This window comes from Streptomyces sp. NPDC002130 (assembly GCF_040296465.1).
In the GTDB taxonomy this organism is placed as follows: domain Bacteria; phylum Actinomycetota; class Actinomycetes; order Streptomycetales; family Streptomycetaceae; genus Streptomyces.
Genome location: NZ_JBEOXI010000474.1, coordinates 1 through 3,210, shown reverse-complemented (window position 1 = coordinate 3,210; position 3,210 = coordinate 1). Strand labels below are relative to the sequence as shown.

At 72.8% G+C, this 3,210-nt stretch carries 5 protein-coding genes; 1 reads left to right on the top strand and 4 read right to left on the bottom strand.

Going from position 1 to position 3,210, the window contains the following annotated elements:
• A partial coding sequence (locus ABT116_RS41295) for an inorganic phosphate transporter (RefSeq protein ID WP_351645384.1) occupies window positions 1-312 on the bottom strand: 312 nt, incomplete at its 3' end.
• A 104-nt stretch (window positions 313-416) separates the two neighbouring features.
• On the opposite strand from ABT116_RS41295, the gene ABT116_RS41290 reads away from it, so the two are divergent.
• Complete coding sequence (locus ABT116_RS41290) at window positions 417-1,163, top strand: VOC family protein (protein WP_351645382.1); 747 nt, start codon at window positions 417-419, stop codon at window positions 1,161-1,163.
• Here ABT116_RS41290 and ABT116_RS41285 read toward each other — a convergent pair.
• Genes ABT116_RS41285 through ABT116_RS41275 form a run of 3 tightly spaced genes read right to left on the bottom strand, consistent with a single transcriptional unit; the run spans window position 1,145 to window position 3,048 of the window.
• The gene (locus ABT116_RS41285; RefSeq protein WP_351645379.1) at window positions 1,145-1,375 is read right to left on the bottom strand and encodes a hypothetical protein; all 231 of its coding nucleotides are present in this window, start codon (window positions 1,373-1,375) and stop codon (window positions 1,145-1,147) included. The two genes, ABT116_RS41290 and ABT116_RS41285, sit on opposite strands and share 19 nt — an antisense overlap.
• Before the next feature lie 10 nt (window positions 1,376-1,385).
• On the bottom strand, window positions 1,386-2,606 hold the full coding sequence (locus ABT116_RS41280) for an RNA polymerase sigma factor (RefSeq protein WP_351645377.1): 1,221 nt from the start codon (window positions 2,604-2,606) through the stop codon (window positions 1,386-1,388).
• A 28-nt stretch (window positions 2,607-2,634) separates the two neighbouring features.
• Window positions 2,635-3,048 carry a YciI family protein gene (locus ABT116_RS41275; protein WP_351645374.1) on the bottom strand — a complete coding sequence of 138 codons (414 nt, stop codon included), beginning with the start codon at window positions 3,046-3,048 and terminating at the stop codon, window positions 2,635-2,637.
• Window positions 3,049-3,210: the final 162 nt, after the last annotated feature.

Below are 3,210 nucleotides of genomic sequence, written 5' to 3'. Positions count from 1 at the left end.
GCTCGAGGGCAGACCGATCAGCCAGGTCAGCAGATTCCACAGGATCGCGCCGACCAGCCCCGCGAAGATCATGCCCGGGGAGACGAGGGTGTCGTCCACGATGCCGGCCGAGACGGTCCTGGCGACCTCGGTGGACAGGAAGGCGCCGACGACGTTGAGAACACCGCTGATCAGGACCGCCGTACGGGGTGCGAGCGCGCCGGTGGCGATGGACGTGGCCATCGCGTTCGCCGTGTCGTGGAAACCGTTGGTGAAGTCGAAGGCGAGTGCTGTGACGATGACGGCCGCCACGAGGAACGTGATGTGGTCCATTGCTGAATGCAAACAGCGCAGACCGATGGATGGGGACCGGTGCGGCGAGGGCCGGGTCGAGGTTCACGCAGGTGGCGGTGGGGCGTCCCTCTACGATCGCTCCCATGAGGATCAGATGGACGTACGCCTTCATCGACCGCCCGCGTGAGGCCTTCGGCGCCGCCTGCGACTTCTGGACGGTGGTCACGGACACCCGCCTGTCTGAAGTGCGCGGGGAGCACGACGAGTTCGTCACCCTGCTCCCCGAGGGCGCCGACGCGTGCGTGAAAGTGCAGGCGGTCGGCCCGGGTTCCGGCGGTGCGCACCTCGACTTCTGCGTGGACGACGTGGCGGAGTTCGCCGCCGCGGCGGTACGGCTCGGCGCGGGTGTGGTGGCCGACCTCGGGTCGCTCGTCGTGCTGCGTTCGCCCGGCGGGCAGTTGTTCTGCGCGGATCCCTGGCACGGTCAGTCGACGCGGCCGGGTGTGGTGCGGGGCAGCCGTCTCGACCAGGTGTGCGTTGACGTCCCGTCCTCGGCCTACGAGGGCGAGGTCGCCTTCTGGAGCGCGCTGCTCGACGGCTGGGAGTCGCTGCCGGGCGCCCTGCCCGAGTTCCATGTGGTCGAGCCGCCGCCCGGCCTGCCGGTCCGTCTGCTCCTGCAACGCCTCGGCGAGGGGCCGGCCTCGGCCCACCTCGACCTCGCCTGCGCGGACGTCACGGCGACCCGGGCACACCACGAGCGGCTCGGGGCCGCCTTCGTGGCCGGTTTCTCGGGCTGGACGGTGATGCGCGACCCGTCGGGCGGCACGTACTGCCTGACGACCCGGGATCCGGTGACGGGCGGGTCGCGCGGTCAGGGCACGTCGACGTAGGCGCAGGCGACGGCCCCGGCTTCCCCGGTGGTCGGGCAGGGCGGCAGGTCCGGTGGCTCGTCGGGGTCCGACCGCTGCCAGACGTACGGCCCTTGCGGCTCCGTGGAGTCCTGCATCCACAGCGTCAGTCCGCCCGCGACTGCCACGAGCAGCGCCCACCCGATCATCACCCGGCGCCACACCGTGCGGCGCCGCTCCCCCGGTACACCCATGCCTCACAGGCTAGTCACCCAACCGCGCCGCCCGGGCCCGGAGATAACGCTGCTCGGGCAGGCTGAGGGTCTGTGCCGCCGCCGACTCGTAGGCGGCCCGGGCGGCTTCGGGCTCGCCCGCGCGCTCCAGGAGGTGGCCTCGTACGGCGTCCAGGCGGTGACCCCTCAACTCGTCCGTGAGGGCCTCGACTTCGGCGAGGCCTGCGCGCGGGCCGTGGACCATGGCGACGGCGACCGCGCGGTTGAGGCGTTCGACCGGGCCGGGGACCAGGCCGGCCAGGATGTCGTAGAGGCCCAGGATCTCGGCCCAGTCCGTCGCCGCGGGCGAAGCTGCCTCGTCGTGCACGGCGGCGATCGCGGCCCGCAGCTGGAACGGCCCCGGGCGGCCCCGGGACAGGGCCCGGGTGACCAGTGCGACGCCCTCCTCGATCGCCGCCCGGTCCCAGCGGTCGCGGTCCTGCTCGTCGAGGGGGATCAGCTCGCCGTACGGTCCGCTGCGTGCGTCCCTCCGGGCGTCGGTGAGCAGCATCAGGGCGAGCAGCCCCGCCACCTCGCAGTCGCCGGGCAGCAGCCGGTGGACCGTGCGGGTCAGCCGCACGGCCTCGCCCGCGAGGTCGCGGCGTTGCAGCACGGCGCCGGAGGTGGCCGTGTAGCCCTCGTTGAAGATCAGGTAGAGGGTTTGCAGGACGGACGGCAGCCGCTGCTCCCAGTGATCCGGGCGGCCGAAGCGCACGCCCCGCACCTCCCGCTTGGCCCGGCTGATTCGCTGAGCCATCGTCGCCTCCGGGACCAGAAAAGCCCGCGCGATCTCCGCGGTGGTCAGACCGCCCACGGCACGCAGAGTCAGCGCGATCTGCGCGGGCGGCGACAGCTCCGGACGGCAGCACAGGAACAGCAGCGAGAGCGTGTCGTCCTCCCGGGGCGCCCGTTCCCCGGGCGGCGGGGCCGTGAAGGCGTCCCGGGGCGTGAGCGTGGCGGCCCGCTCCTCGCGCTGCCGCCGGGCCTGATCGCTGCGCAGGGCGTCGGTGAGCCGCCGCGAGGCGACCTTGATCAGCCAGCCGCGCGGATTGCCGGGGACGCCCGCTTCAGGCCATTGCCCGGCCGCCGCGAGCAGCGCCTCCTGAACGGCGTCCTCGGCGGCGTCGAAGTGCCCGTACCGTCTGACCAGCGCGCCGAGGACCTGCGGCGCGTTGCCGCGCAACAGGTCCTCGATCTCGGGCGCGTTCCTCACGGGTGTGTCCGTCGCCGCCGGCCGTCCGTCAGAGGTCCCCGGAGCCGTCCATGATCGGGCGGATCACGACCGGATGGGCGGGGGCACCGGCCGGCTGGGGGCAGCGGGAGACGCGGTCGGCGATCTCCGTGACCCGCTCCAGGCTCTCGCACTCCAGGACCCAGTAGCCGGCCAGCAGCTCCTTGGTCTCGCTGTACGGCCCGTCGGTGATCACGGCCTTGCCGTCGTCGCCGAGGGTGACGTGCCGCGTCTGTGCCGGCTCGGCAAGGCCCTGTGCGTCGACGAGCTCACCGCTCTCGGAAAGGTCGTCGTTGATGGCGCCCATGTAGGCGAACATGGTCTGCACCTCCTCCTCGCTCCAGGCCGGGGAGTCCGCCGACGCCTTGCCCCGCATGGCCTCGTAGTCCGCCTGCGTGCCCTGCACCATGACCAGGTACTTCATCAGTCGCTCCTTGGGCTCTCACCGCCCCGGTGGGCGGCTCTTCACAGGGGACGTCGGAGCCGGGCGGCGCATCTCGACACGGGCTCAGGAATTCTTCGCGACGGTTTCCCCGGGGGCCGTTTCGGGCCCGTCCGGGGTGGAGCCCTCGGGCGCCGCGGGGGC